24 protein-coding genes and 1 other RNA gene are annotated in these 23,048 nt (G+C 69.8%); 13 read left to right on the top strand and 12 right to left on the bottom strand.

Going from position 1 to position 23,048, the window contains the following annotated elements; genetic code table 11:
• Window positions 1–101 precede the first annotated feature (101 nt).
• On the bottom strand, window positions 102–3,083 hold the full coding sequence (locus tag G555_RS0105655; protein WP_425413825.1) for a bifunctional [glutamine synthetase] adenylyltransferase/[glutamine synthetase]-adenylyl-L-tyrosine phosphorylase: 2,982 nt from the start codon (window positions 3,081–3,083) through the stop codon (window positions 102–104).
• 196 nt (window positions 3,084–3,279) lie between these two features.
• Here G555_RS0105655 and G555_RS22580 point away from each other — a divergent pair, with 196 nt between their 5' ends.
• Window positions 3,280–3,537, top strand: coding sequence for a glutaredoxin family protein (locus G555_RS22580; RefSeq protein WP_028708128.1), 258 nt, complete (start codon window positions 3,280–3,282; stop codon window positions 3,535–3,537).
• Between the two features lie 15 nt (window positions 3,538–3,552).
• Here G555_RS22580 and G555_RS0105645 read toward each other — a convergent pair whose 3' ends face one another.
• The gene (locus tag G555_RS0105645) at window positions 3,553–4,032 is read right to left on the bottom strand and encodes a hypothetical protein (protein WP_028708127.1); all 480 of its coding nucleotides are present in this window, start codon (window positions 4,030–4,032) and stop codon (window positions 3,553–3,555) included.
• Between the two features lie 250 nt (window positions 4,033–4,282).
• Here G555_RS0105645 and G555_RS23365 point away from each other — a divergent pair, with 250 nt between their 5' ends.
• The gene (locus G555_RS23365) at window positions 4,283–4,966 is read left to right on the top strand and encodes a sterol carrier family protein (RefSeq protein ID WP_169337870.1); all 684 of its coding nucleotides are present in this window, start codon (window positions 4,283–4,285) and stop codon (window positions 4,964–4,966) included.
• Here G555_RS23365 and G555_RS18165 read toward each other — a convergent pair.
• Both G555_RS18165 and G555_RS0105630 read right to left on the bottom strand, forming a co-directional pair.
• On the bottom strand, window positions 4,944–6,278 hold the full coding sequence (locus tag G555_RS18165) for an NAD(P)/FAD-dependent oxidoreductase (protein ID WP_051208479.1): 1,335 nt from the start codon (window positions 6,276–6,278) through the stop codon (window positions 4,944–4,946). The two genes, G555_RS23365 and G555_RS18165, sit on opposite strands and share 23 nt — an antisense overlap.
• A gap of 52 nt (window positions 6,279–6,330) precedes the next feature.
• Window positions 6,331–7,668, bottom strand: coding sequence for a glutamine synthetase family protein (locus G555_RS0105630; protein WP_028708125.1), 1,338 nt, complete (start codon window positions 7,666–7,668; stop codon window positions 6,331–6,333).
• Here G555_RS0105630 and G555_RS23360 point away from each other — a divergent pair.
• From G555_RS23360 to G555_RS22790, 3 genes are all read left to right on the top strand, one after another.
• Window positions 7,619–7,993 (top strand): DUF2510 domain-containing protein, encoded by a 375-nt coding sequence (locus tag G555_RS23360; protein ID WP_084635077.1) that lies wholly within the window; start codon window positions 7,619–7,621, stop codon window positions 7,991–7,993. The genes G555_RS0105630 and G555_RS23360 overlap by 50 nt on opposite strands.
• Window positions 7,994–8,265: 272 nt before the next feature.
• Window positions 8,266–8,808, top strand: a complete 543-nt coding sequence (locus tag G555_RS0105625; RefSeq protein WP_156887451.1) for a hypothetical protein — start codon at window positions 8,266–8,268, stop codon at window positions 8,806–8,808.
• A gap of 153 nt (window positions 8,809–8,961) precedes the next feature.
• Complete coding sequence (locus G555_RS22790; protein ID WP_211223184.1) at window positions 8,962–9,849, top strand: DUF2510 domain-containing protein; 888 nt, start codon at window positions 8,962–8,964, stop codon at window positions 9,847–9,849.
• A gap of 21 nt (window positions 9,850–9,870) precedes the next feature.
• Here G555_RS22790 and G555_RS18160 read toward each other — a convergent pair whose 3' ends face one another.
• Window positions 9,871–10,590, bottom strand: a complete 720-nt coding sequence (locus tag G555_RS18160) for a siderophore-interacting protein (RefSeq protein ID WP_051208477.1) — start codon at window positions 10,588–10,590, stop codon at window positions 9,871–9,873.
• Window positions 10,591–10,751: 161 nt separating this feature from the next.
• On the opposite strand from G555_RS18160, the gene G555_RS0105605 reads away from it, so the two are divergent.
• Both G555_RS0105605 and pntB read left to right on the top strand, forming a co-directional pair.
• Window positions 10,752–12,293: a Re/Si-specific NAD(P)(+) transhydrogenase subunit alpha gene (locus tag G555_RS0105605; protein WP_028708123.1), complete on the top strand. Its 1,542-nt coding sequence runs from the start codon at window positions 10,752–10,754 to the stop codon at window positions 12,291–12,293.
• Window positions 12,290–13,678, top strand: a complete 1,389-nt coding sequence (gene pntB / locus G555_RS0105600) for a Re/Si-specific NAD(P)(+) transhydrogenase subunit beta (RefSeq protein WP_028708122.1) — start codon at window positions 12,290–12,292, stop codon at window positions 13,676–13,678. The genes G555_RS0105605 and pntB overlap by 4 nt, the downstream gene beginning before the upstream one ends.
• 56 nt (window positions 13,679–13,734) lie before the next feature.
• On the opposite strand, the gene G555_RS0105595 is transcribed toward pntB, so the two are convergent.
• Window positions 13,735–14,292, bottom strand: a complete 558-nt coding sequence (locus G555_RS0105595) for a CGNR zinc finger domain-containing protein (protein WP_245581201.1) — start codon at window positions 14,290–14,292, stop codon at window positions 13,735–13,737.
• Between the two features lie 77 nt (window positions 14,293–14,369).
• Between G555_RS0105595 and G555_RS18155 the strand changes: the two genes are divergently transcribed.
• Window positions 14,370–15,395, top strand: coding sequence for a DMT family transporter (locus tag G555_RS18155; protein ID WP_084634809.1), 1,026 nt, complete (start codon window positions 14,370–14,372; stop codon window positions 15,393–15,395).
• On the opposite strand, the gene G555_RS0105585 is transcribed toward G555_RS18155, so the two are convergent.
• Window positions 15,389–15,607, bottom strand: coding sequence for a hypothetical protein (locus G555_RS0105585; RefSeq protein ID WP_028708120.1), 219 nt, complete (start codon window positions 15,605–15,607; stop codon window positions 15,389–15,391). The genes G555_RS18155 and G555_RS0105585 overlap by 7 nt on opposite strands.
• 47 nt (window positions 15,608–15,654) lie before the next feature.
• On the opposite strand from G555_RS0105585, the gene map reads away from it, so the two are divergent.
• Entirely contained in the window at window positions 15,655–16,503 is an 849-nt protein-coding gene (gene map / locus G555_RS0105580) for a type I methionyl aminopeptidase (RefSeq protein ID WP_028708119.1), read from the top strand.
• Window positions 16,504–16,641: 138 nt separating this feature from the next.
• An RNA gene (gene rnpB, locus G555_RS21235) (RNase P RNA component class A) lies at window positions 16,642–16,991 on the top strand.
• 15 nt (window positions 16,992–17,006) lie between these two features.
• On the opposite strand, the gene G555_RS0105575 is transcribed toward rnpB, so the two are convergent.
• Window positions 17,007–17,288: a tyrosine-type recombinase/integrase gene (locus G555_RS0105575; protein ID WP_028708118.1), complete on the bottom strand. Its 282-nt coding sequence runs from the start codon at window positions 17,286–17,288 to the stop codon at window positions 17,007–17,009.
• A gap of 2 nt (window positions 17,289–17,290) precedes the next feature.
• Between G555_RS0105575 and G555_RS22210 the strand changes: the two genes are divergently transcribed.
• Window positions 17,291–17,431, top strand: a complete 141-nt coding sequence (locus tag G555_RS22210) for a helix-turn-helix transcriptional regulator (RefSeq protein ID WP_156887449.1) — start codon at window positions 17,291–17,293, stop codon at window positions 17,429–17,431.
• 63 nt (window positions 17,432–17,494) lie between these two features.
• Here G555_RS22210 and G555_RS0105565 read toward each other — a convergent pair whose 3' ends face one another.
• Window positions 17,495–17,824 carry a hypothetical protein gene (locus G555_RS0105565; RefSeq protein WP_028708117.1) on the bottom strand — a complete coding sequence of 110 codons (330 nt, stop codon included), beginning with the start codon at window positions 17,822–17,824 and terminating at the stop codon, window positions 17,495–17,497.
• Window positions 17,825–18,113: 289 nt separating this feature from the next.
• Here G555_RS0105565 and G555_RS0105560 point away from each other — a divergent pair, with 289 nt between their 5' ends.
• Window positions 18,114–19,367 carry an ATP-binding protein gene (locus G555_RS0105560; RefSeq protein ID WP_028708116.1) on the top strand — a complete coding sequence of 418 codons (1,254 nt, stop codon included), beginning with the start codon at window positions 18,114–18,116 and terminating at the stop codon, window positions 19,365–19,367.
• Between the two features lie 294 nt (window positions 19,368–19,661).
• Here the strand turns inward: G555_RS0105560 and G555_RS0105555 are convergent, their stop codons facing one another.
• The 3 genes from G555_RS0105555 to G555_RS0105545 are packed head-to-tail and all read right to left on the bottom strand — an operon-like array spanning window position 19,662 to window position 22,419.
• Window positions 19,662–21,086 carry a ribonuclease catalytic domain-containing protein gene (locus tag G555_RS0105555; protein WP_028708115.1) on the bottom strand — a complete coding sequence of 475 codons (1,425 nt, stop codon included), beginning with the start codon at window positions 21,084–21,086 and terminating at the stop codon, window positions 19,662–19,664.
• 31 nt (window positions 21,087–21,117) lie between these two features.
• Window positions 21,118–21,672: a reverse transcriptase-like protein gene (locus G555_RS18150; RefSeq protein WP_028708114.1), complete on the bottom strand. Its 555-nt coding sequence runs from the start codon at window positions 21,670–21,672 to the stop codon at window positions 21,118–21,120.
• A gap of 3 nt (window positions 21,673–21,675) precedes the next feature.
• Window positions 21,676–22,419, bottom strand: a complete 744-nt coding sequence (locus tag G555_RS0105545; protein ID WP_028708113.1) for a zinc ribbon domain-containing protein — start codon at window positions 22,417–22,419, stop codon at window positions 21,676–21,678.
• 69 nt (window positions 22,420–22,488) lie between these two features.
• Here G555_RS0105545 and cobU point away from each other — a divergent pair, with 69 nt between their 5' ends.
• Window positions 22,489–23,034, top strand: a complete 546-nt coding sequence (gene cobU, locus G555_RS0105540) for a bifunctional adenosylcobinamide kinase/adenosylcobinamide-phosphate guanylyltransferase (protein WP_036921461.1) — start codon at window positions 22,489–22,491, stop codon at window positions 23,032–23,034.
• The last annotated feature ends 14 nt before the right edge of the window (window positions 23,035–23,048 follow it).

Here is a 23,048-nt window from a genome sequence, read left to right as displayed (position 1 = left end):
TGACAGGCGGAGGTACTGCAACCGGTCCACCGTGCAGCGGACGGACGACGGCGCGGTCCATCCGCCCACGGGACACGCTCCCATGCGGCCTCCCGCCGGCCTCAGCCCTCCTCGCCCCAGAACAGGCGCAGCGCGACCGAGCGCGCCAGCCGGCTCCGGCGCAGGTAGTCCTCGATGAGGGCCGAGGCGTGCCCGCGGCCGTAGCCGAGCAGTTCGGCGATCGCAGCGAGTTCGCGCGGGTCGGTGGGGATGACGTCGCCGGGACGGGCCCGGACGAGCATGATCGCGTTCCGGAGGCGGCTCGCCAGTCGCCACGCGCCCCGCAGCGCCTGCGCGTCTCCGGTCGTCACGAGGCCGGCTTCCTGCGCCTCACGCAGCGCGCCCAGCGTCGACGTGTCCCGCAGGCCGGGGAGTTCGCACCCGTGCTGCAACTGCAGCAACTGGACGACCCACTCGACGTCGGACAGCCCGCCGGGGCCGAGCTTGGTGTGCTTGGCCGGGTCGGTCCCGCGCGGCATCCGCTCCACCTCCATCCGCGCCTTGAGCCGGCGGATCTCGGTGACCTGTTTGTCCGTGAGACCTCCCTTCGGGTACCGCACGGGGTCGAGCACGGCGACCAGCCGCTCCCCCAGCCGCCGCGAGCCCGCTCCGGGCCGCGCCCGCAGCATCGCCTGCGCCTCCCACGTCGAAGCCCATCGTTCGTAGTACTTCGCGTACGAACCGATCGTCCGCACCATCGGCCCGCCCTTGCCCTCGGGACGCAGATCCGCGTCGATCACGAAGGACGGATCGCGCCCCGGCTGGGACAGCAGCGTCCGCAGCCGGCCAACGACATCGATGGCACGCCGCACGTCCTCGGGATCGTCGGAGTCGTCGATGACGAACATCGCATCGGAATCGGACGCGTAGGACATCTCGTTGCCGCCCCAGCGGCCCACCGCGATCACGCCGATCTCGGGAGCACCGGGGACGTCGCGAGCCGCGATCTCCAGCGCCGCGTCGATGGTGGCGCTCGCCACCGAGCTCAGCCCCTCGCCGAGGGAGTCCAGGCTCACCGCCTCGTCGAGCAGGTCGCCCATGGCCAGCCGCAGCAGTTCCTGTCGCCGGACGGCCCGCACCACCTCGATGGCCAGATCGGCGGAATCGTGGCGTCGGGCGGACACGGTCATCTCGGCGCGGACGTCCTCGGTCGCGCGGGGTTCGAGACCGCTCGGATCCGACAGCAGCGCCACGTTCTGCGGCGCCCGCAGCAGGAGATCCACGGCGTACCGGCTCGCCGAGAGGATGTGCGCCAGCCGCTCCGCCATCGCCCCCTCGTCGCGCAGCGCGCGCAGGTACCAGTGCGTGTCCCCGAGAGCCTCCGAGACCTGCCGGAACGCCAGCAGCCCGTTGTCCGGGTTGGGCGCCTCGGCGAACCAGCCCAGCATCGCGGGCAGCAGTTGCCGCTGGATCTCGGCCTTGCGGGACATGCCGCTCGACAGCGCCTCGATGTGCCGCAGCGCGGCCTTCGCGTCGCCGTAGCCGAGGGCGGTCAGCCACGTCTCGGCAGCGTCGGCCGACAGGCGCACGCGGTCGCGCGAGATCCGCGACACGGCCTCCAGCAGCGGCGAGTAGAACATCCGGCTGTGCAGGCGCAGAACCGTCTGGCTGGACGTCCGCCACGCGTCCTGCACGGACTCGCCGTCGCGCAGCCCGACGCTGCGAGCGAGGCGCCGCGCCTCCAGCCGGTCCTCCGGCATCAGATGGGTGCGCCGCAGCTTGCACAACTGGAGGCGGTGTTCCAAGAGCCGCTGGAACCGGTACTCCCGTTCGAGTTCGGCGCCGTCCGCCCGACCGACATACCCGTAGGCGATAAGGGCTTCCAAGGCCGGGAACGTCCCGCGGCTGCGCAGCCGGAGGTCGGCGCGACCGTGGACAAGCTGCAGCAACTGGACGGTGAACTCGACGTCGCGCAGGCCTCCGGCACCGAGTTTGATCTCCCTGGTCCGGTCCCGCGCGGGGATGAGCGAGATCACCCGCTTGCGCATCGCCTGCACATCGGACACGAAGTGCTCGCGCTCGCCGACCGCCCACACTCCCACGGAGACGAGGTCGCAGAACTCCTGCGCGAGGGCGAGATCACCGGCCATCGGCCGCGCCTTGAGCATCGCCTGGAACTCCCAGGGCTTCGCCCACTTCTCGTAGTAGGACCGGTGGCTCGCCATGGTGCGGACGAGGGGTCCGGCTTTGCCCTCCGGTCGCAGGGCGGCATCGATCGGCCAGATCGTTCCCTCCCCCGTGTGCGCGGAGCAGATCCGGCTGAGCGCCGCGACGAGCTTCGTCCCGGTGGCGATCGCGGCGTCGGAGGACACCGCCGTCCCGTCCGCAGCCGGCTCGGCCACGTACAGGACGTCGACATCGCTGACATAGTTGAGCTCCCGCGCACCGGTCTTGCCGAGGGCCACGATGCCCAGCCGGGTTGTCGGCCACTCGGGCACGTCGGCCCGGGCGAGCGCCAGCGCCGATTCCACCGTCGCGTCGGCCAGGTCGGCGAGTTCGGCGGAGACATCCGGCAGCACGTCCAGGGGGTCGGCGGCCGTGACGTCCCGCGCCGCGATCCGCAGCAAGGCACGCCGATAGGCGCGGCGAAGGTCGTCGCCCGTCCCGCTCGCCACCGGCGTCCGCGATGACGGATCCGCTCCGACGGCCGACAGCAGTTCGGTGCGCAGCTCCGGGGCGGGTGTCCTCGTGGGGATGGGCCGCAGCACGTCGGCATCGTCCGGGTGGGCGTACAGATGCTGTCCGAGGGCGACGCTCGCCCCGAGAACCTGGAAGATCCGCCCGGCGAACCCGGGATCCGCCGTCGCCTCGTCCAGCAGCCCCGGCCTGGCCGCGATCAGCCGCTGCGCCGAGCCGAGGCAGAGATCGGGATCGGCGGTGGAGAGGATCTGCGTGATCAGGTCGGAGCACTGCCAGTCCTCGCCCCGGAAGTCCGCCAGGATGCCCTCGATCACGACCGCCGCGTGGTTCGCATCGATGAAACCCATGCGCGCCAGCGTCCCTGCCAGTGTCGCCATCCTGCTCACGCCGACGATGGTAGTCATCAACCGTGCGAATGGTGGCAACCCCTCCACTTCGACCCAGGTGAGCGAAGGTCGCCGCTCCTGCCCGAGTCTCGCGCACCGGGATGCGCGCAACCCGGTGCCGAGCACCGCGTGGTACTTTCCCTGTCACTCGGGAGCCGCACCCGGGTCACGTTCGACGCCCGGTCCTGCCGCCCGGCGGCGCGAAGGAGAACAGATGAGCCTCGTGACGGTCTATGGACTGGAGACGTGCGTCGACACTGTCGTTGCCCGCCGTGTGCTGGACGAAGCACAGATCGCGTACCGCTGGGTCGACGTCGCCGGTGACGAGCGCGCGACGGAGGCCGCGCTCGCCTTGAACGGCGGTGACGCCCGCTGGCCGATCGTCGCGCTCGGGCAGAAGGTCCTGACCGAGCCGACGGAGACGGACCTGCGCGTTGCGTTGCGCGCATTCGAGGACTCCCCGACGGCGTAGCCGTCGGCGGCCCCGTCAGGCGCCGGGACCGATGACACGTCGTGGCGGCGGGCCCGGCTTCGGCTTTCCCTCCGGGAAACCGAGGGCGGTCGCCAGTCGATGGCGGCCCGGTGAGGTCCAGAGCCACACTCCCAGGGCACCGCTCGCGACGGCGCCAAGCCCGGCGCCCGCACCCAGCGCGAACTGATCGCCGATCAGGAACAGCATGGCGGCACCCGCTCCGGCCGCCCCGGCCGCCACGGCTCCGCCCGCGGTGAACGGCACCAGGCCACCCATCAGCCCGGTGACGACGAACCCCAGCGCGAGCCCGGCCGCGACGACCGCGAACCACGCCAGCCAGACGACATCGTCACCGTCCTCGGACGCGGACGCCCCCCAGATCCCGGCAATCGTCACCAGCACCGAGACCGCCAGAACGCCGTAGGCCGCCGTCCGCCGTCTCCGCAGCGGAGCCCGGAGATCCGCAGACTCGTCGTCGGGCGTCGAGTTCACCATTCTCCTTCGCGTTCGCGCGCAGGTCGACGGGCTACGTCCCGCGCGGCCGGCCGGCGACGGGCGATCGACGCGCCCGCTCGTCGGCGCCGGGCACCCGACCTCACCGACGGGCGACGGCTCCGCCACTATGGCGAATCCCCGGACCCGCGACGGGCCGGACCACGAAACCGAGACGAGAACGTTATCCCCGCCTACCGCCGGATCGACCGGTCGCGCCGGGTCGCTCGCGCACGGCGCTACTGTCTGTTCCATGGCGAACCGTGCGGCTGACCTGGGGCTCCTGCAACGCACGATCGCGGCGGTACGCCGAGCGGAGACGGCCCAGGGTGCCGACTGGCCGACGGCCCGGGAGATCGTGGCCGAGACCGTCGGGGCGCTGCGCACGCCCGGTGCCCGCCCCAGCTCGCTGGCCTCCTACGCGGCAGCGCGCCCGGTGAATCCGCCGAGCGACTCCACGCCCGCATGGGACGACCTGCTGGCCGGGCTCGCGGATCCGCAGACACGGGTGCCCTCGATCGTCCGAGGCCCCGCCGGATCGGTTCGATCGTCCGACCTCGTCCGGCTCGCCGTGTGCGACCTGACGGCGTTCCTCCTCTCCGCCCAGGCCGATCCGCCGCGCGACGCCCTCGTCGCGTCGGCCCGGACGCTCGCCGCGATCGCCGGCGAGCGGTACGGCGGGCGCACGATCGAGGTGCGGGTCCCGCCGGTCGTCGCCGTACAGCTCGGCTTCGGCAGCGGCCCGGTGCACACACGCGGCACGCCCCCCAACGTGGTCGAGACCGACCCGGACACCTTCGTCCGCCTCGGCACGGGGTCCCTCGCATGGGACGACGCTCTGGCCGCCGGGCTCGCATCCGCCAGCGGCGGGCAGGCCGACCTGTCGCCGGCGCTGCCCCTGCTCACCCCGGTGATCAGTCGACCGCTTGCTCCCTGACCTGCGGAACCGGCGGGAACGCCTCCCCTACCTGTCGCAGGGCCAGCCGCGCCGCGATCTGCTGGCGGGTCGTCGTGCGCTCGGCGCGGCCGCGGCCGAGGAACGACACCACCCAGTGCACGAGCGCGGAGAACTGGCTCTTGAAGCCGATGATGTACATGAGGTGCACCAGCAGCCACGCAGCCCAGGCGATGAAACCGGTCAGTTGAAGCCGGCCGATGGACGCGACCGCCGAGAAGCGTGCGATCGTCGCCATCGAGCCTTTGTCGAGATAGGTGAAGGCCGTCCGCTCCCGCGTCACGATCGACCGCGCCGCATGGCGCCCGCCTTGGATGGCGACCTGCGCCACGCCCGGCAGGCCGTCGAGCGCCATCATGTCGCCGACGACGAACACCTCGGGGTGGCCCGGCAACGTGAGGTCGGGTTGGACCGCGATGCGGCCGGCACGATCGACCTCGGCCCCCGACTGCTCGGCGAGCGTCGCGGCAAGGGGGCTCGCCTGAACCCCCGCGGCCCAGATCTTGCAGGCGCTGTGCACCCGGGACCGATTGCCGGCGTGGTCTTCGATCTCGACGCCCTGCGCGTCCAGATCGGTCACCTTGTACCCGGTCAGGACCTCCACCCCGAGCTTCTGAAGCTCGCGCTTGGCCTTGCCGCTGAGCTCGTGACCGAACGAGCCGAGAATCTGCGGCGCCCCCTCGATGAGGATCACGCGCGCCTCGCGCGGGTCGATCGAACGGAAGTCCTTGGCGAGCGTGGTGCGGGACAACTCGGCGATCTGACCCGCCACCTCGACGCCGGTCGGTCCGCCCCCGACGACGACGAAGGTCAACTGTCGCGTGCGTTCAGCGGGATCGGTGACGACCTCGGCCATCTCGAACGCACCGAAGATCCGCCCGCGGAGTTCGAGCGCGTCGTCGATGGTCTTGAGCCCGGGGGCGAACGAGTCGAAGGCATCGTTGCCGAAATAGGACTGCCCGGCGCCGGCCGCGACGATGAGGTAGTCGTACGGGATCGTCGACTTCGATCCTCGCAGTTCGGAGGTGACGATCCGCTCCGCCAGGTCGATGTCCGTCACGTCGCCCAGCAGCACGCGCGCGTTCTTCTGCCGCCGCAGCACCTCGCGGGTCGACGGGGCGATGACGCCCTCGGAGAGGATTCCGGTGGCGACCTGATACAGCAGCGGCTGGAACAGGTGGTGACTCGTACGCGAGACGAGCGTCACCCGCACGTTCTCCTGCTTGAAGGCCTGGGCCGCGAACAGACCACCGAATCCCGACCCGACGATCACGACGCGGGGAGCGCCAACCATGTGTCCTCCTGAACGGCTCGAAAACTCCTGGTCGCCGGGAGAATGAGCCCCGTCAGAGAGTGGGCAGGAGCTTGGTGAGCTCGTGCGGGGTGACCTCGCGGCGGTATTCAGCGTACTCAGCGCGTTTGTTCCGCAAGAAGAAGTCGAAGACGTGCTCCCCGAGGGTTTCGGCGACCAGTTCCGAGTTTTCCATCAACGCGATCGCCTGGGCAAGGCTCTGGGGCAGGGGCCGGATGCCCATGGCCCGACGTTCCCGCTCGGTGAGCGACCACACGTCGTCCTCGGCGCCCTCGGGTAGCGGCAGTTCCTGTTCGATGCCGGACAGCCCGGCGTTGAGGATGACGGCGAACGCCAGATACGGGTTGACCGACGAGTCCACCGAGCGCAGCTCGATGCGGGCGCTCGAGCCCTTCTGCGGCTTGTACAGCGGCACGCGGACGAGAGCCGAGCGGTTGTTCTGCCCCCAGCAGATGTACGCGGGGGCCTCCCCTCCGGCTGCGAGCCGCTTGTAGGAGTTGACCCACTGGTTCGTCACGGCGGTGATCTCGCCGGCGTGGTGCAGCAGCCCGGCGATGAAGCTGCGGCCGATCTTCGACAGGTTGTGCTCGGCCGACGCGTCGTAGAAGGCGTTCCGGTCGCCCTCGAACAGCGAGACATGCGTATGCATCGCCGACCCGGGGTGTTCGGCCAGTGGTTTGGGCATGAAGGATGCGAACATGTCCTCCATCGCCGCCACCTCTTTGATGACGACGCGGAACGTCATGATCGCATCGGCCATCGTGAGGGCGTCGGAGTACCGCAGGTCGATCTCCTGCTGCCCGGGGCCGCCTTCGTGATGGGAGAACTCGACCGGGATGCCCATCTGTTCCAGCATCGTGATCGCCTTCCGGCGGAAGTCCACGCCGGCTGCCGTCGTCGTGTGGTCGAAGTAGCCGCTGCTGTCGACGGGGACAGGCACCTGACCGGGGACGATGGGGGTCTTGAAGAGGTAGAACTCGATCTCGGGGTGTGTGTAGAACGTGAACCCCAGGCCTGCGGCCTTCTTCAGCGCACGCCGCAGGACGAACCGGGAATCGGCATAGGACGGTGAGCCGTCGGGAAGCTTGATGTCGCAGAACATGCGCGCCGTTCCCTGCTTCAGTCCGCGCCAGGGCAGGAGCTGGAAGGTCGACGCGTCGGGGTACGCCACCATGTCCGACTCGTACACCCGGGCGAATCCCTCGATCGCCGAGCCGTCGAAGCCGATCCCCTCGCTCAGGGCGCCTTCCACCTCGGCCGGTGCGATCGCCACGGACTTGAGGTACCCCAGGACGTCGGTGAACCAGAGCCGGACGAACCGGATGTCCCGCTCCTCCATGGTGTGCAGCACAAATTCCGTCTGCTTGTCCATGAGCCTAAGTCTGCCGTGTCGCGTGTTACATGCTCGTTACATTCGAACATCGAACATCGAACAGCGTCGCGTGGTCGCCGCCCATGCAGCGGCGCAGGGCGTTGTTCCGGGCCGTACCCCTGGGACGACGCTCGCCGTCCGACGCGATGGGGCGGCCGCTCACAGCGAATCGTGCGGTGGGCCGGGTATTTTGGAGAAAGGAGATCGGGAGGGAGCGCCCATGTCGCAGCCGGGTTGGTATCCGGATCCGGGTGGTGCGCCCGGACAGTTCCGCTACTGGGACGGAACCACCTGGTCACCCATCGTGTGTTGGCCCGGAGACTGACACGCAGCCACCACCCCCGCCGCGACCGCCGCAACCACGAGAACCCGCACACGCATGGGGCCCCCTCAGGCCGACAGACCTCCCCAAACGTACGACACGACAAGACCTCCCGAACCCCCACACCCCAACCCCTGTGGACAACCCGCCACATACCGTGACGAGGGACCCGTATATCGGACCGCCAACGCTGCCGTCACCCCCGGCATCCCTCGACAGCAAGGGCCGCGGCCCGGCGACATCGGCGCCCTGGTGCCGGCGACTAGGCTGGTCGCATGGCGCAACCGCCTTACAACCCGGGACAATCCCCGTACCAGCAGCAGCCGTCGCCCTACGCGGGCCCGTCACCCTACGCCGGATCGTCGCCGTACCCGGGACAGCAGCCGACCGTCCCCTACGGCGCAGGAGCGCCCCCCTACGGTGCTCCCCAGGCCGGGTACGGCATGCCACCCACTCCGGTCCCCGCGAAGAAGGCCTCGCCGGTTCTGGGCATCGTGTCGTTCCTGCTCGTCATCGGTGCTGGGATCGTGGGCGCCTGGTACGGCCGGTCCGTCGGGAATGCGTACAACCTCATCCTGCAGCAGTACGGAACCTGGGACACCTCCGGGCTGTCGCCGTCGGAGCTGGCGCCCGTGCAGGAGCCGACCATGATCCTCTTCGCGATCTGCATCGCCGGGCTTGTGGGGTGGATCCTCGCCATCGTGGCCACCGTCAAGGGATCGATGCGACCGCTGAGCGTCACCGCCCTGGTGCTGGGCGTCATCGCGCCGTTCGTCATCTTCGGCGTCTTCGGTCAAGCGGTGCTGGCGGGCATGTGACCGACCCGTGCCGTCGCGACGGGGGCTCTGTCGGCGTCGCCACGTGACCTTCCCGCCACCGGATCCCCGGTTTGCGGCCCGCCATCGGGGAGACTGGTACGCACCAGAGCCAGGGCTCCTGCCCCGGGCCACATGCAGTGAGGAGGTCGGCGGATGTCCGTTCCCGGTTGGTATCCGGATCCGGGTGGTGCGCCCGGACAGTTCCGCTACTGGGACGGAACCACCTGGTCACCCACCACCAGCCCCACACCCGGCACCACACCACCCCACCGCAAGAAACCCCCCACCGCCCTCCTCATCGGCATCGGCGCCGCCGCCCTCGTCCTCACCCTCATCACCATCCTCCTCATCGCCAACCCCTTCACCACCACCACCAACACCACCACCGGACCCGTCGACACCTCCACCCCCACCCAAACCTCCTGGGACGAAACCTCCCAACCCACCACACCCCCACCCACCGGACCCAGCAACACCCCCACCAACCCCCAACCCACCGGCGGCACCCAAGTCAACTGCGCCGACGGCAACCCCAACGCCCGACAAAGCCAAAACACCACCGGCAAACTCACCGGAGGCGGCCTCACCGTCAACCAAATCCCCGGCTGGACCGTCGGCACCATGGGGTTGTCGTTCGCCTACGACGTCCAGTCACAGACCCACACGATCGCCTCGGGCTGGTTCAACGACATCGCGGTGGGGGCACTGCGCATGGCCGACGGTTTCGACACCCCGCAGCAGTCGGCCGAGGTCGTCATGCAGTGCCTCGCGTCGTCGGACTTCTACAACGGCTTCCGCGGACGGACCGACGTCTTCAGCAAAGAGGTGACGATCAGCGGCAAGCGCGCGTGGCATATCCGCTCCGAGATCCGCGTCACCGGTCACGAGAGCCAGCAGATCGAGGGCGACGTCATCGACGTGATCGTGGTCGACACACAGCAGGGTGAGTACCTGTCGCTGTACCAGACGTCGGCGACGATCGGCCGCTCCGACATCCAAAAGCTCGTCGACGCGGCCACCTCGAGCCTGGCGGTCGCCTGAGGTCTCCTCCGCGGGCGGTGGTCAGGAACGCGTCACGGACTCTGCCGCCCGGCGAGACCCTGCCGTCTGCGCGCGCCAGTACCCCATGACGTCGTAGGCCGAATGCGGCAGACGGCGTTCGCGCAGGAGGAAGCTCCGGATCGCCCGCATCTGGGACGACTCCCCCGCCATCCAGAAGTAGCCCGGATCATCCGGCCACGGCAGTCCCTCGACGAGGGCCGCGAGACGGGACGTCCCGTCGCCGCCCGGGCCGGCCCACACCAGATCCCCGCGCTCCTCGAGCCCGGCGGGAAAATAGCCGCCCAGCGGGGCCGGGGCCTCCGCCCAGATACGCACGGGCAGGCCCGGCGGCAGTTCCTCGGCCGCTCGGGCCAAGGCCGGAAGTGCGGTGAGATCGCCCACCAGGTACACCCATCGCGCCTCGGAGGGCAGCGAGAACGAGCCTTTCGGCGCAGTGATCGTGACCGTGTCCCCGACACAGTCGCCTGCCGCCCATTCGGTGACCAGACCGTGCTCGTGGAGGACGACGTCCAGCGTGAGGACGGCGCCGTCCCACGCCCGGACGGTGTAGAACCGGTTCGCGTACTGCCCCGGCACGACCAGCCCGACCCATTCGTCGACGATTCCGGTGGAGACGAAACCGGACAGCGACGGCCCGCCGAGTTCCAGCCGCAGCAGGTGCGGGGACAACCCGGTTCGGGAGAGGACCTCCGCCTGGAACGACCCGCCGCGTGCAGCCATGGGCTTCAGGGTAGCGGCGCCACGCGGCCGGTCGTATCGTCGAAGGCCGGGCGGATGCCCGGCGCTCCGGGAATCGGCTCGGAGGTGCATCCCCGGATGAGCCGGCCCGAACATTCCTGGACGTCCGCGCGAACGACACCGCCGACGGTATGTTCGGGCCTGTGAGAATCGGCATACCCATTGAATCCGCCCCGGGGGAGCAGCGTGTCGCCGCAACCCCCGCGACGGCGAAGAAGCTCATCGCCCTGGGATATGACGTCGCGATACAGTCCGGCGCCGGCGCGGGCGCGAACTTCTCCGACGCGGACTACGCCGCCGCGGGCGTGAAGATCGCCGATGCCCACGACGTGTGGGCCAGCGACGTCATCCTCAAGGTCAACATCCCGACGGAGGCGGAACGGGCCTGGCTGGCGCCGGGCACGAAGCTTGCGTGTCTCGTCTCCCCGGCCAGTTCGCCCGACCTGCTCACCGAGCTCGCCCAGCGCCAGGTGACCACTCTCGCCATGGACGCCGTGCCGCGGATCTCGCGTGCCCAGTCCATGGACGTCCTCAGCTCGATGGCGAACCTCGCCGGCTACCGCGCCGTGGTCGAGGCAGCTCACGAGTACAGCGGCCTCTTCTCCGGTCAGGTGACCGCCGCAGGCAAGATCCCGCCGGCGAAGGTCCTTGTCCTGGGCGCCGGCGTCGCGGGGCTCGCCGCGATCGGCACCGCAGTGAGCATGGGAGCGATCGTCCGCGGCGTGGACGTCCGGCCCGAGGTCGCCGAACAGGTCGAGTCCATGGGCGCGACCTTCCTCACGATCGAGGCCGAGATGCAGGGGCCGAGCGCCGACGGATACGCGAAGGAGACGTCGTCCGACTTCGACGCCGCCGCGCAACGGCTGTACGCCCAGCAGGCCACCGAGGTCGACATCATCATCACCACCGCGCAGATCCCGGGGCGGCCGGCGCCCCGCCTCATCACCGCCGACATGGTCCAGACCATGAGGCCCGGCAGCATCGTCGTCGACCTCGCGGCGAGTTCGGGCGGCAACTGCGAGCTCACGCGGCCCGGTGAGAAGTACGTCACCCCGAACGGTGTCATCATCCTCGGCTACGCCGACCTCGCCGGACGGATGCCCGCCCAGGCGTCCCAGTTGTACGGCACGAACCTCGTCAACCTGTTCACGCTTCTCACCCCCGAGAAGGACGGTCAGGTCCACCTCGACCTCGACGACCAGGTGATCCGGGGTCTCACGGTCACCAATGCGGGTGACATCCTGTGGCCGCCGCCCAGGGTGCAGGTCAGCGCCGCGCCGGTGAAGGCCGCCGCCGCGCCGGTACCCGAGAAGGTCGAGCCGAAGAAGGGCTCCGGGGCGGTCGTCAAGATCGCCGGTGCGGGTGTCGCCGCGCTGTGCATCATCCTGCTCGGGGCGTTCGCGCCGGCCGCGTTCCTCGGGCACCTGACGGTGTTCGCGCTGGCGGTGATCGTCGGCTTCTACGTGATCGGCAACGTCCACCACGCACTGCACACGCCGCTCATGTCCGTGACGAACGCGATCTCGGGCATCATCATCGTGGGCGCGCTCCTCCAGCTCACCACAGGCAACATCGCGGTCACGATCATGGCGTTCGTCGCCGTTCTCATCGCATCGATCAACATCTTCGGCGGCTTCACGGTCACGCATCGAATGCTGCAGATGTTCCGGAGGGAGGAGCGATGATCACCGGCCTGCTCACTGCGGCATATCTGCTGTCCGCGCTGCTGTTCGTCCTCGCCCTCCGGGGCCTGTCCAAGCACGAGACCGCCCGCAACGGGAACTTCTACGGCATCATCGGCATGGCCATCGCGCTCGTCGCGACCATCGCCTTCGGCATGTCGGAGGGCAACTGGTGGCTGCTGCTTCTGCTCACCTTCGCCGCCATGCTCATCGGCGCGGCGATCGGCGTCTGGCGCGCGGTCACCGTCGAGATGACCGAGATGCCGCAGCTCATCGCCTTGCTGCACAGCTTCGTCGGCCTGGCCGCCGTGCTGGTCGGGTTCAACTCGTTCCTCGCCCCGCAGGACGTCGCCGCCGACATGCATCTCGTCCACCTCATCGAGGTGTTCGTCGGCATCTTCATCGGCGCTGTGACGCTGACCGGCTCGATCGTGGCCTTCCTCAAGCTGTCGGCCAAGATGTCGAGCAAGCCGCTGCGCCTGCCCGGGAAGAACTGGCTGAATCTCGGCGCGCTGGTCGTCATCACCGTGCTCGGCGTGTGGTTCTGCACCTCGGAGTCCTGGCTGCCGCTCGTGCTCATGACGGCGATCTCGCTGGCTTTCGGCTACCACCTGGTGGCGTCGATCGGCGGCGGCGACATGCCGGTCGTGATCTCGATGCTGAACTCGTACTCCGGCTGGGCCGCGGCCGCCGCGGGGTTCATGCTCAACAACGACCTCCTCATCGTCACGGGCGCCCTCGTCGGCGCCTCCGGCGCGTTCCTGTCGTGGATCATGTGCAAGGGCATGAACCGTTCGTTCGTGTCCGTGATCCTCGGTGGCTTCGGGTCCGACGGTCAGCTCACCACCGGCGAGCAGGACTACGGCACGTACCGCGAGACCTCGGCCATCGAGGTCGCCGAGTTGCTGAAGAGCGCGAAGAGCGTCGTCATCACGCCGGGGTACGGAATGGCGGTGGCGCAGGCGCAGTACCCGGTGGCGGAGATCACCCGGCGACTGCGGGACCTGGGCGTGAACGTCCGGTTCGGCATCCATCCTGTCGCCGGCCGCCTGCCGGGCCACATGAACGTGCTCCTGGCGGAGGCGAAGGTGCCCTATGACATCGTCCTCGAGCTGGACGAGATCAACGACGACTTCCCCGACACCGACGTGGTGCTCGTCATCGGGGCCAACGACACGGTCAACCCCGCGGCGATCGACGAGCCGGGCTCGCCGATCGCCGGGATGCCGGTCCTGCACGTCTGGGAGGCCGGGCAGGTCGTCGTGTTCAAGCGGTCCATGAACGCCGGGTACGCGGGTGTGCAGAACCCGCTGTTCTTCAAGGAGAACTCGGCGATGCTCTTCGGCGACGCCAAGGAGCGGGTGGAGGACATCCTCAAGGCCCTGTGACGCAGCCCGTCGCAGCGACCGCCGCCGGACCCTCCTGGTCCGGCGGCGGTTCTGTCTCAGCCCAGACGACGGCGGTAGGCGATCATGTTCATGCGATTGCCGCAGCGCACCGAGCAGTACCGTTTCGCCCCGTTGCGGGACAGGTCCAGCAGGACGCCGTCGCAGTCGTGCGCCTCGCAGACCCGCAGCCGGTCCCACTCGTCGCCGCGGATGACGTCGACCAGCGCCAGCGCCACCTCGACGCGCATCCGCTCGGCGAGCGGCGCGCCGGGCTCGGTGGCGTGGAGATGCCAGTCGAAGTCGTCGTGGCGAGTGAGGAACGGCAGGGCTCTCCCGTCCCTGAGCATGGTGTTCACCTCTGTGACGGCCTCGTCGCGATCCAGGTCGAACATGTGGCGCAGTCGCGACCGCGTCCGTTTCACCTGGGCGAGCTCGGCGTCATCACGGTCGCGGCGCCCCGAGTAGCGGAACTCGTCCAGCAACGCCATCAGCTCCGGCACGCCGGGCACCTCGTCCTCTCCGCTGCGGGACGCGCCCGGGGCGGTGTTGACAAGGGCCACGAGGAAGGCGAGCGTCTCCTCGGTGTCAGGGGCGAAACGCAATTCGAACCTCACTCAACGGACCACTAACGTAAGGGACGACATCAACTTTAGCCCGTGACATCGGGCACCATCGAACACAGGAGCGGCACATGCGCGGGCGGTCCTTCGGCCTGGTCGCCTCGATCACCGCGAGTTTCACCTTCGGCCTCTCCGGCCCGGTTCTGAAGACGGTCGTCGAGGCGGGGTGGTCGCCGGCCGCCGCGGTCGGCCTCCGTGTGACCATCGCGGCCCTCGTCCTCCTCCCGGTGACGCTGCTGCTCATGCGGGGGCGCTGGGGACGACTGTGGGCAGCCCGGGCTCAGGTCCTCGCCCTCGGCGTGGTCGGGGTCGCCGCCAGCCAGTTCTGCTACATCGCGGCCGTCCAGCGACTCCAGGTCGGCACCGCGATCCTGCTCGAGTACCTGGCCCCGGTCGCGCTGGTCGCCTGGGCCTGGGCACGAACGCGCAGATCGCCCGCGAGAATCGTCCTCCTGGGCGCGGGCGTCTCCCTCGCCGGCCTGGTGCTCGTCGTCGGCCCCGGGGCGGCGACGGCGCCGGACGCGATCGGGCTGGCGCTGGCCCTGGGCGCCATGGCCAGTTGCGCGGTGTACTACCTCATCGCCGCGAAACCCGTCCCCGGGGTCCATCCGGTCGCACTGGCCGGCGTGAGCCTCCTGGTCGGCTCGGCCGCCCTGGGCGTCGGAGGCCTGGTCGGGCTGCTCCCCCTGCACCTGACGACGGCCGACGTGCTCCTGTACGGAAACACGGTTCCGGTCTGGCTTCCGCTGGCCATCGCGGGGGTCGCGGCCACGGCGGTCCCCTACGTGTGCAGCATCACCGGATCGGCGATCCTCGGTTCGCGCCTCGCGTCCTTCCTGGGTCTGCTCGAAGTCGTGGCCGCGACACTGTACGCCTGGCTGCTCCTCGGCGAACGTCTCACCTGGCTGCAACTCGCCGGCGGTGCGCTGATCCTCGCCGGCATCGCGTGCGTCCACGCCGATCCCGGGGACGACGGCGCGCGCGCTCGGGAGAGCCGCGACCCGGCCGAACCCCTGACGACGCGCCCCGCGCTGTCTGCACTCACGGATGAGGCATGCGGGAGTCCAGACCCGCTCGGCATCCGCCGCGGTCAGTGACGGAACGGGCCCCATCCCTCCCGGTCGTCCTCATCCTCGTCCTCGGCGAAGCGCGGATCCTCATCCCACTCGGTGTTGCGCTGCTGAACCCGCTTCAGCGCTTCGGCCGCCTCCTCGTAGCGCCCGTACGGACCGAGCCGCTCCTCGGCCTTGCAGCCGTCGTAGGGCTCGACCGCATGGTGCCGGAGACAGAACCACCACGTGTCGGCCATGACACCTCCCAACGGCGTCGTCGTGACCGCATCCTATGATCGGGGGTGTGAGTCGAATCAAGCCCTACCCGTTGACACCCCGGCGGTCTGTTCCCGCCACCATCGCACGCCCCGACTACGTCGACAAGCCCGCTCCGCAGCCCTACACCGGCTCACACGTCCAGACCCCCGAGACGATCGAGCGGATGCGCGAGGTCGGGCGGATCGCCGCACGGGCGATGCACGAGGCCGCCAAGGCCGTCGCCCCCGGCGTCACGACGGACAAGCTGGACGCGGTGGCGCACGAGTACGCGCTGGACCACGGCGCCTACCCGTCGGCCCTCGGCTACCGTGGCTTCCCGAAGTCGATCTGCACCTCGGTCAACGAGGTCATCTGCCATGGCATCCCCGACACGCGCCCCCTGGAGGACGGCGACCTCGTGAAGATCGACGTGACCCTCTTCAAGGACGGCGTCCACGGGGACAACTGCGCCACCTTCTTCTGCGGCGACGTCCCCGCGGCGTCTCGCGATCTCGCGGAGCGGACCAAGGAGGCCATGAACCGCGGGATCCGAGCGGTCAGGCCGGGCCGCAGGGTCAACGTCATCGGCCGGGTCATCGAGTCGTACGCGAAACGATTCGGGTACGGGGTGATCCGCGACTACACCGGCCACGGCGTCCATTCGGCGTTCCACTCGGGTCTCGTCATCCCGCACTACGACGATCCCCGGTACGACACGGTCATCGAGGAGGGGATGACGTTCACCATCGAGCCCATGCTGACACTCGGCGGGTACGACTGGGAGGTCTGGAGGGACAAGTGGACGGTCGTCACGGCCGACCGCAGCCGCGTTGCACAGTTCGAGCAGTCGCTCGTCGTCACCGCCGACGGAGCCGAGGTGCTCACGGTCCCCTGAGGCCCCGTCCCCGCCCGTGGACGTGTCGGCCTGCGGCCCCCGGCCGGGGTCGCCCTGGCGATGGACGTCGGCGGTGCCCGCGCCCCCATGCCGCGTATGGCGTGATGAGCGGCACGACGCGCTACCCTTGTCGGCGGACGAGTCGGCCGGGCGACCGCGGCGATATGTCGAGGAAAGTCCGGACTCCACAGAGCAGGGTGGTGGGTAACGCCCACCCGGGGTGACCCGCGGGAAAGTGCCACAGAGAACAGACCGCCCGAGAGGGCAAGGGTGAAACGGTGGTGTAAGAGACCACCAGCGTCCCGGGTGACCGGGACGGCTCGGCAAACCCCACCCGGAGCAAGACCAAGAAGGGCTTCGGCCCGCGGGAACCGTCTGAGCGTTGCTCGCGCGAGGTTCCCGGGTAGGTCGCACCAGGCGTCCGGCAACGGACGTCGCAGATAGATGGTCGCCGATCACAGAATCCGGCTTACAGGCCGACTCATCCCCTCATCTGGCCCTGACTAGGCCAGATGAGGCGTGCCTTGGGTGGGAGTCCGCTGGGAGTCCGCAGAATTCTCGGACTTCTCCGCGGACTCCGCCTTCAGGGCTGCATCGACGGCATCCCGGCTGCGATCGTCGGAGTCGGGCCACAGGTGCGAGTAGGTGTTCAGGGTCTCCTCGGCCGACTTGTGTCCGAGCCTGGCCTGAACCGTCTTGACCGACTCGCCGTATCGAATCAGCAGCGACGCGTAGTAGTGCCGCAACTCGTGGAAGTCGAAGCCGTCGAGCTTGGCCGCCTCCATCTTTGCCCGCCACGACCATTCGGTGGTGGCGCCACATCGGCCAGGGCCCCAAGAGCTTCAAGCTCGGCGCCCGCAAGGTCGCCTACCTCAGACGCGACGTCGAAGCCTGGCCCGAGGAGCAGTACACGTCGGAGGCTGTCTAGGGCAGACGACGCCGGGGTCGAAAAGTCATCCGCCCCAATCGCGACCGACCGGACACGTCCGGGTTACTCCTTGGCTGTCGCGCTCATCCACCAGTCCGCCGCGACACCGCTGCCTTCAAGCGTGTCCAGACGTCTCCGGGCGTGACGGACCAGGTCTTCGGGCAGCCGCACCGCGTGGTCGTAGATGTAGTGCGCAAGGCCCTCCGGCCAGACATAGGTGCCGTCCGTGTACTCGGCGGCGCCGTTGTCCCTGCCGCAGATCCGGCACGGCGAGTAGCCCATATAGGTGCGGAACAAAGTTCCCGAAGCGAAGTAGAACCAGGTGGCGTGCCGTTCGTCCTCGTCCCACGCCGTGTCGACCGCCGACCAGCTCACCAGCCGCTGGACCGCCATCCAGCACGCCGCCGAAGCCCGCCGCGCCCAACTCAAACCCAAACAGCCACCCACCACCGACACCCGAATCGACCGCCGCCCAGAACCCCCCACACTGGGTAGGCCCGGACCCGACCTCACCCCCGGCCGGTGAAGTCTCTGTCCTCAGCACGGGTGCGGCATCGATCGCTGAAGACCGACGAATCTCCGACCTCGGTACCGACGGATCTCCGGTTTCAGGGCCGACGGATCTCCGATTTCAAGCCCGGCCGATCTCCGATTTCACAGGGCGCGGATGTAGTCTGACGTCATGCAGGCCTACCGTCCGCGCGTCGCTGACGCAGAGCTTCGCCACCTCATGGGTTTCATGGGCGCAGTTCTCATCGATGGACCCAAGGCGGTCGGCAAGACGGTGACGGCGTCCCAGATGGCCAGAACGACCTTCCGTCTGGACACCGACCGAGCGGCTCTCGCCGCACTGGAGACACACCCCGACCAACTCTTCGCGTCGCCAACGCCGATCCTGTTCGATGAGTGGCAGGAGGCCCAGGAGATCTGGAATCACGTCCGCCGCGCCGTGGACGACCATCGAGAGAAGGGGTTGTACGTCCTGACAGGCTCGTCCAGACCGCGCGACAACGCACGCCTGCACTCGGGGGCCGGTCGTATTGGTCACTTGCGGATGCGCCCCATGAGCCTGTTCGAATCCGGCCACTCGTCGGGTGCCGTAAGCCTGGCTGCGATCCTTGCCGGTGAGGAGCCCACCGGTGCTCCGGCGACGCTGACCGTCCCCGATCTGATCGAGCGAGTGGTGGTTGGGGGCTGGCCTGAGGCCATGGTGTTGACCGAGCGGGACGCGAGAGCCTGGCTGGCGGGGTACAACCGTACGATCGCCGAGGTCGATGTCCCCGCGCTCGGGACACGACGGAACCCGGGTAATATCGCTCGTCTGCTCGCGTCACTCGGACGCGCGGCCGGAACAGTGCTCAACCGGTCCCAGGTCGCTGTTGACGTCGGAGGGCAGAACGGGCCGATCGACGACCAGACGGTCGTCAACTATCTCGATGCCCTTGATCGGCTGATGCTCATCGAGCCTCTCCCGGCCTGGCAGCCACACCTTCGCTCGCGCACCAGACTGCGAACCAGCCCAGTTCACCACTTCGTCGATCCCTCCCTCGGGACAGCGGCTCTGGGAGTCGGCAGCGCAGACCTCCTCGCGGACCTCAACGCAGCCGGCCTCCACTTCGAATCGCTGGTGATGCGGGACCTCCGCGTGTACAGCCAGCCGCTTGGAGCAACGCTGTCTTCCTGGCGCGACACCAAGGAGAACAAGGAGGTCGACGCCGTCATCGACCTCCCGGAAGGCCGTTGGGCGGCCGTCGAGGTCAAACTCGGAGAGGCTCAGGCGGATGCGGCGGCCGAGGCCCTGCTGTACATGGCGGACAAGGTCGATCCCGAGAAACACGGCAGACCCGTCGCGCTGATCGCGATCACCGGCGGCCGGTTCGCGTACCGCCGGCCGGACGGCGTGACAGTCGTGCCGATCACCGCGCTCGGGCCGTAGCGGACGTCCGCCACCTTGCCGCGACCGGGTCGGTCGCGACACATCCGCAGACTGGGTTGGGAGTCCGCAGGGAGTCCGCAGAATCTTCAACACGCCTCTCAACCCGCCAACCTGCTCAACCGCGAAACCCCTAGTCAAACCGGCTTTGCCAACCTCGGCAACCTGCCCGTTTCCGGCCGTCCAGGCTGAAAACAGAATCCGGCTTACAGGCCGGCCCGTCCCCCCGCTCCCGTACGCGACGATCGATGTCCGCTCCGGCAGGGCGACCCCGCCGGTGGAGTCGGGCGCGAACGTTCAGACCCGGAACTCGACCGACCCGACGGCGGCGTCCGCCTTCACGAGCGTTGCGGCGACCTCGACCCCGAGTTCGAGAGCCTCGCCGCGCACCCGCGCCGACACCGCCGGGGAGGCGATCTGCAGCGTGCCGGAGCGTCCGTCGCCGGCCACCTCGATGACGGTTCCCGTGAACACGCGCCCGACCTCGGGCGCGAGCACGAGCGCCTCGGTGAGGTCGATGATGCCCCGCTCGTACTTCTTGGCGCGCCCGTCGGACTCCCGCATGAGGCCGGGCAGTTCCGGCAAGGCCGCACGCACCCAATCGGGAACCTCCCGCCCGGCCGCGACGGCTGCGCACACCTCCAAGGAGAACCGGTCGACGAGACGGCGCAACGGCGCGGTGGTATGCGCGTAGGGCAGCCCGATCGCCGCGTGGATCGCCTCCGCCGGCGCGTCCCCGTCGAATGCGTGGTACCCGGCGCCGCGGAACAGCGACGTACAGGCGTTCAGCATCGCGGCTCCCGCGGGCGACGACGCGTCGATGCTGCGAACGAAGCCGGGATAGTCCAGGTCGACCGGCCAGGGGATGCGCAGCGCTTCGGCGCGGCGGCGCAGCTTCTCGACCGCCCCGGGCTCGGCCGGCGGCAGCGTGCGCAGGATCCCGACGCCTGCCTCCAGCATGAGCCGGGCGGCCGCCGTGCCGGTGAGGAGCGAGATCTGCGCGTTCCATCCCTCGACGGGCAGCGGCGTGCGATATGCCAGCCGCCACCGGCTGCCGTCTGCGTGCACCTCCTGCTCCGGCAGTTCCAGGTTCACTCCCCCACGTGCCGCCTCGAGCCTCTCCCGCAGCCGTCCGACCTCGGCCAGCAGTCGAAGCGACCCGTCGGCGCTCCCGCCGTCGAGCGCTGCCTGCGCCCCCTCGTAGGTGAGCTGTGCCCGGCTGCGCACGAGCGCACGGTCGAGGCGCGTGCTCTGCAACTCCCCGTCGGCATCGAGCGCGAGGCGCCACACCAGCGCCCGCCGCTCGCCACCGGGGAGCAGGCTCGCCGCCCCTTCGGACAGCACAGGCGGGTGCAGGGACGCCTTCGCGGTCGGCGCATAGAAGGTCTGCCCCCGGCGCCGGGCCTCGGCGTCCACGGGGTCGCCGGCCCCGACGAACGCGGCGACATCCGCGATGGCGTACGAGACGAGGTACCCGGCTCCGGCGCGCTCGACGAGCACCGCTTGATCGAGGTCGCGGGCACCCTGCGGGTCGATCGTCACGAACGGCAGGCCCGTGAGATCGGTCCCGGGCGACGGGACGTCGCGGGCCGCGGCCTCCGCGGCGGCGAGGACGGCGGGGGGAAAGTCCCTCGGGACGGCGAGGTCCTCGCGCAACCGCCGCAACCCGGTCACGAGCTCCGGCGGAACGGCCTCGAATGTCCTCACGACCCGGCCGGTCATGGTGTCCCCCGTTCTCACGCCCCGCCGGGCGTCAGCCTCTCCGCACCGTCGGCGACCCGTCGAGGGCCTTGTTGACCAGCGCGTCGGCCGCCTTGTTCTCCGCCCGCGGCACCCAGGTCCAGGTCACCCGGGCGGGCCGCACCCGCTGCGCCCGTGCCGCCAGGTCCTTCATGGCCGGGTTCTTGATCTTCCACCGACCCGCCATCTGCTCGATGACGAGCTTGGAGTCCATGCGGACGTCCACCGCCGCGTCGGGGTTGATCGCCCTGGCCATCTCGAGCCCGGCGATGAGCCCGCTGTACTCGGCGACGTTGTTGGTCGTCGATCCGAGCGTCAGACCCTCCTGGTCGAGCACCTCGCCTGTCGAGGCGTCCCGCACGAGCGCTCCGTAGGCCGCCGGGCCGGGGTTGCCCCGGGCGCCGCCGTCGGCGCAGACGGTCAGTCGCGGGGGCCGAGCGGAACCGGCAGGTGCCGCGTCGTCCGGTCCCGGCGTGGGCGCCGGTGCCGCTTCCGTCGTCCCTGCGCCGTCGGCGGGCGCAGCGGTGTCGAAGATGGTCGGCCCGGTCTGTCCCTCGCGTCTGGCCACCGGTCACAGCCCCGATTCGGCGGTCCGGACCAGGATCCTGTCGCACTCGGGGCACCGGACCAGCTCGTCGGCCCCGGTGGCACGGATGCGGCTCATCTCCTCGTTGGTCAACTGCAGCGTGCAGCCCCCGCACCGGCCCCGCTGGAGCAGGGCGGCGCCGACGCCGCCGTTCTTCGTCCGGATCCGCTCGTACAGCGCCAGCAGGTCGGTCGGCAGCGCTCCGACCAGCTCGCCGCGAGCAGCCTCCTGCTGCGACACCTGATCGGCGAACGCCGCGGCCTTCTCGTTCCGTGTGGCGGTGAGGCGGCGGCCGTCTGCGGCGATGCGCGCCTTCTCGGCGGCCGCCGTCTCGGCGGCCGATCGCGCGGCCTCCAGTCGCTCCATGACCTCGAGCTGCGCATCCTCCAGGTCTCCGATCCGCTTCTTCAGGTGCTCGATCTCGCCCAGCAGCCCCGAGAGCGCCTTCGGATCGGTCACGCTGCCGTCGGCGACCTGCCGTTCGTCCCGCGCGAGCCGCTCGCGGACCGGGACCACATCCTCCTCGGCCTTCCGCTCGGCCAGCTCGAGGTCGCTCACCTGGGTCTCGGCGGCGACGAGTTCCTGCGACACCGCCTGGTGCTCCTTGCGCGCCACGGCGAGCTCGGCGAGTTCGGGCAGGGACGACGCCGCGTGCCGGAGCCGCGCGATCTCGGTGTCGATCTCCTGCAGATCCAGCAGGTGCAGTTGGTCGGGCACCGATGCCTGCATGAGTGGTTCCTTTCGGTTGCTGGGACGACCCTACCGCCGCGGCGCCGGCCGTCCGGAATACTTCCGATCATGCACGAGCATGTCGGCAGGGTGTTGGTCACGGGCGGGGTCCGGAGCGGGAAGTCGCGTTACGCCGAGGATCGGCTGCGCGGAGCGCCCGCTGTCACCTATGTCGCGACGGGCTATCCCGCCGATCCCGACGCCGATCCCGAGTGGGCCCTGCGCGTCGCCCGCCATCAGTCGTCCCGGCCGCAGACCTGGCGGACCGTCGAGACCCTCGACATCGCGGCCGTTCTCGAGGACGCGACCGGGCCTGTTCTCATCGACTGCTTCGGCCTGTGGGTCACCCGCACGCTCGACAGTCTCGCGGCATGGGACGCCCCACGCGTCGCGTGGGAGGCGCGATGGGCTGCCGAGGTGGACCGGCTGACGGCCGCGTGGGCACGCTGCCCGCTGCCCGTCCTGGCCGTGACCAACGAGGTCGGGTGGGGTGTGGTCCCGGACCATCGCGCCGGCCGGCTGTTCGCCGACGGGCTCGGCCGTCTCAACCAGCGGCTGGCCGAAACGGCCGACGAGGTGGTCCTGATGGTCGCGGGGCGGCCGCTGAGGCTGTGAATGCCGCCTGGCCC

The sequence above is a fragment of the Propionicicella superfundia DSM 22317 genome (genome assembly GCF_000423465.1).
GTDB classification, from domain to species: domain Bacteria; phylum Actinomycetota; class Actinomycetes; order Propionibacteriales; family Propionibacteriaceae; genus Propionicicella; species Propionicicella superfundia.
This window is presented reverse-complemented; position numbering and strand designations above follow the sequence as displayed.

Excerpts from the sequence above, each read along its gene's own strand:
- G555_RS23365 (WP_169337870.1), top strand. The coding sequence starts at position 4,283 with ATGGCGAACCGTGCGGCTGACCTGGGGCTCCTGCAACGCACGATCGCG.
- G555_RS0105655 (WP_425413825.1), bottom strand. The coding sequence starts at position 3,083 with ATGACTACCATCGTCGGCGTGAGCAGGATGGCGACACTGGCAGGGACG.
- G555_RS0105560 (WP_028708116.1), top strand. The coding sequence starts at position 18,114 with ATGCAGGCCTACCGTCCGCGCGTCGCTGACGCAGAGCTTCGCCACCTC.
- G555_RS18155 (WP_084634809.1), top strand. The coding sequence starts at position 14,370 with ATGCGCGGGCGGTCCTTCGGCCTGGTCGCCTCGATCACCGCGAGTTTC.
- G555_RS0105565 (WP_028708117.1), bottom strand. The coding sequence starts at position 17,824 with ATGGCGGTCCAGCGGCTGGTGAGCTGGTCGGCGGTCGACACGGCGTGG.
- G555_RS0105585 (WP_028708120.1), bottom strand. The coding sequence starts at position 15,607 with ATGGCCGACACGTGGTGGTTCTGTCTCCGGCACCATGCGGTCGAGCCC.
- G555_RS18160 (WP_051208477.1), bottom strand. The coding sequence starts at position 10,590 with ATGGCTGCACGCGGCGGGTCGTTCCAGGCGGAGGTCCTCTCCCGAACC.
- G555_RS0105645 (WP_028708127.1), bottom strand. The coding sequence starts at position 4,032 with ATGGTGAACTCGACGCCCGACGACGAGTCTGCGGATCTCCGGGCTCCG.
- cobU (WP_036921461.1), top strand. The coding sequence starts at position 22,489 with ATGCACGAGCATGTCGGCAGGGTGTTGGTCACGGGCGGGGTCCGGAGC.
- G555_RS18165 (WP_051208479.1), bottom strand. The coding sequence starts at position 6,278 with ATGGTTGGCGCTCCCCGCGTCGTGATCGTCGGGTCGGGATTCGGTGGT.
- G555_RS22790 (WP_211223184.1), top strand. The coding sequence starts at position 8,962 with ATGTCCGTTCCCGGTTGGTATCCGGATCCGGGTGGTGCGCCCGGACAG.
- G555_RS0105630 (WP_028708125.1), bottom strand. The coding sequence starts at position 7,668 with ATGGACAAGCAGACGGAATTTGTGCTGCACACCATGGAGGAGCGGGAC.
- G555_RS23360 (WP_084635077.1), top strand. The coding sequence starts at position 7,619 with ATGTCCCGCTCCTCCATGGTGTGCAGCACAAATTCCGTCTGCTTGTCC.
- G555_RS22580 (WP_028708128.1), top strand. The coding sequence starts at position 3,280 with ATGAGCCTCGTGACGGTCTATGGACTGGAGACGTGCGTCGACACTGTC.
- G555_RS0105575 (WP_028708118.1), bottom strand. The coding sequence starts at position 17,288 with ATGGAGGCGGCCAAGCTCGACGGCTTCGACTTCCACGAGTTGCGGCAC.
- G555_RS0105555 (WP_028708115.1), bottom strand. The coding sequence starts at position 21,086 with ATGACCGGCCGGGTCGTGAGGACATTCGAGGCCGTTCCGCCGGAGCTC.
- G555_RS0105625 (WP_156887451.1), top strand. The coding sequence starts at position 8,266 with ATGGCGCAACCGCCTTACAACCCGGGACAATCCCCGTACCAGCAGCAG.
- pntB (WP_028708122.1), top strand. The coding sequence starts at position 12,290 with ATGATCACCGGCCTGCTCACTGCGGCATATCTGCTGTCCGCGCTGCTG.
- G555_RS0105545 (WP_028708113.1), bottom strand. The coding sequence starts at position 22,419 with ATGCAGGCATCGGTGCCCGACCAACTGCACCTGCTGGATCTGCAGGAG.